The sequence below is a fragment of the Mesorhizobium sp. M7A.F.Ca.ET.027.03.2.1 genome (assembly GCF_003999175.1).
Taxonomy (GTDB): domain Bacteria; phylum Pseudomonadota; class Alphaproteobacteria; order Rhizobiales; family Rhizobiaceae; genus Mesorhizobium.
On the sequence record NZ_RZOM01000929.1, the window covers coordinates 1 to 2,470 of the forward strand.

At 60.4% G+C, this 2,470-nt stretch carries 3 protein-coding genes; 1 reads left to right on the plus strand and 2 read right to left on the minus strand.

The window, feature by feature from the left end; all coding sequences use genetic code 11:
* Positions 1 to 1,279 (minus strand): cbb3-type cytochrome c oxidase subunit I (locus tag EN750_RS29160; protein WP_189526550.1); only part of this gene is annotated, 1,279 nt, incomplete at its 3' end.
* A complete protein-coding gene (gene coxB, locus EN750_RS29165) occupies positions 1,276 to 2,253 on the minus strand; it encodes a cytochrome c oxidase subunit II (protein ID WP_281040143.1) in 978 nt (325 codons plus the stop codon). The genes coxB and EN750_RS29160, both read right to left, overlap by 4 nt.
* 32 nt (positions 2,254 to 2,285) lie before the next feature.
* Between coxB and EN750_RS40065 the strand changes: the two genes are divergently transcribed.
* Positions 2,286 to 2,470: hypothetical protein (locus EN750_RS40065; RefSeq protein WP_210212777.1), on the plus strand; the 185-nt coding region annotated here is incomplete at its 3' end.

The following is a 2,470-nucleotide window of genomic DNA, read 5'->3' on the forward strand; positions in this document are numbered from 1 at the left end:
GCGGGTAATAATAGTAAACGCCGGCGACCAGCGGGAACAGCATTCCACCGATCAGCACGTAATGCAGATGTGCGACGATAAAATAGGTATCGTGCGCCTGCCAGTCGAACGGCACGAGCGCGACCATCACGCCGGTCAGCCCGCCGATGACGAAGATAGCGAGCCCGCCGGCGCCGAACAGCATCGGCACCGAGAAGATGACACGTCCGGCCAGCATGGTGGCGATGAAGACGAAGATCTGCACGCCGGTTGGAATCGCGACCGCTTCCGAGGCGGCCGAGAAGAATGCCAGCGAGATCTGCGGCAGGCCGGTAGCGAACATGTGGTGGACCCAGAGGCCGAACGATAGGAAGCCGGTGCCGACAGCGGCAAGCACGATCCAGGAGTAGCCGACGATCGGACGTTGCGAAAAGGTTGGCACGATCATCGCCATCAGCGCGATGGCGGGCAAGAAGATGATGTAGACCTCGGGGTGCCCGAAGATCCAGAACAGGTGTTGCCACAGCAGTGGGTCGCCGCCCCGCGTCGGGTCGAAGAACGGCCAGTCGAACATGCGTTGCATCTCAAACAGGATGTCGCCGGCGATCAGCGGCGGAAAAGCGAAGAGGATCATGCCCGCGACGATCAGCAGGTACCAGGCGAACAGTGGCATTAGGTTGATGCGCATGCCCGGCGCACGGCACTTCATGATGCCGACGATCAGTTCGACCGCCGCAGCAATGGAGGCGACTTCGATAAAGGAGAGGCCCAGCAGCCAGATGTCGGCACCAATGCCGGAATATGCCTTGTCAGTGGCAAGAGGCGGATACATGAACCAGCCTGAAGAGGGAGCGGCGTCGAAGAAGATCGAACCGCAAACGAAGACACCGCCGATCAGAAAGCTCCAGAAGCCGAAGGCGCCGAGACGGGGAAATGGCAGTTCACGCGCACCGAGCATTGGCGGCAGCAGAAAGATCGCGACGGCCTCGAAGATAGGCACGGCAAACAGGAACATCATCACGGTGCCATGCAGCGTAAAGGCCTGGTTATAGAAGTCGGCAGAGAGGAAATTGTTTCCCGGAACCGCGAGTTGCGTACGCACAAGAAGCGCCAGAACGCCGCCAAACAGCATGAAGGCAAAGGCCGCACCCCCGTACCAGAGGCCAACCTGCGTATTGTTGACCGAAGTCCAGTAACGCCAGCCGATCGGCGTCTTCCAGACGAGGCGCAGCTGTTCTTCCTCGATCTTCTCTGCGGAGGGCAAGGCGTTTCGCTTGATGCGGGCTTTGAGGGTTGTCATTCGAGCCCCTTCAGCCAGGAGGCGATTTCGGCGATGTCCTGTTGGGGCAGCATGTTGAAGTCGGGCATCTTCGAACCCGGCTTGATCAAATGCGGATGGGCGATGAAGCTACGAACGGCCTCATCGTCGGTGGGCAAAACGCCGGCACCAATCGTTCCCCGCGAACTCATATGCGAGAGATCCGGGCCGACACCACCCTCAGCTTGTGTGCCCGCAACGCGGTGGCACGCGCCGCAGCCGTTGCGAAGGAATATGTCGCGTCCGGGCAAGGATGCGCCGGGCGAAGGGTTCGCCCGCACAGCCAGCCATTCCCGGAAGGCAGCGGGCTGCATGGCGACGGCCGTGAAGGTCATCAGCGCGTGCGAGGTCCCGCAATATTCCGCGCAAGGGCCGCGGTAGGTGCCAGGTTTGGTCGCCAGCAACGAGAGCCGATTCACGCGACCCGGGATCATGTCCATCTTGCCACCGAGCGCGGGAATCCAGAAGGAATGGATGACGTCGGTGCTTTTCAGCAAGAACTCGACGCGCTCGCCAACCGGCAGCCTGATCTCGTTGGCGGAAAGAATAGGAACTCCGCCGTCAGCCGGGTGGTAGGCGACCCGCCACCAGAATTGCTCACCAGTCACTTCGATCCTGAGACCATTGGCTTCGCCGGCTCGTGCGAAAGGTCTCAGTCCAGGCATCAACCAAAGCGCATAGCCTAGCAAGAGAAAGAGGAGTAGCGAAGGAATGGCTGCCCCGCCCCAGAAAATCAGCCGGCTTGCAATACGCTCGTCTATGGGAGTGCGCTCATGACGTGTCGCGTGGACCAGAAGACCGATGACCGTCAGCCAGATAAAACCGCCAGCAATGGCCATGAGCCAGAAAAGGTCAGCGATCTGGCGCGCTTCCTCTCCGGCCGGATCAAGCGCCGACTGGGCTCCCGAGCAGCTGGAACAGGTTCCCAAGCATAACCACAGCGCGAGCCAGCGCACCGCAGCGAGTTTCGTAATCCGGGCGCTTGTGCTTGGAACTGTTGACGAATCTATCCCTCCGATCGATGCCCTTGCTCACAAACGCGCCCGCAACCGAGTGGTTGCGCCGAAATTTCAGTTTAGCGGCAATGGCCAGTGCTCATGCAATCTATGCGCCGGTTTCGTCATTTGTCGCGCCGGTAGGCTTCGATTCCGGCGATCCTTTGTACGTCTCAGC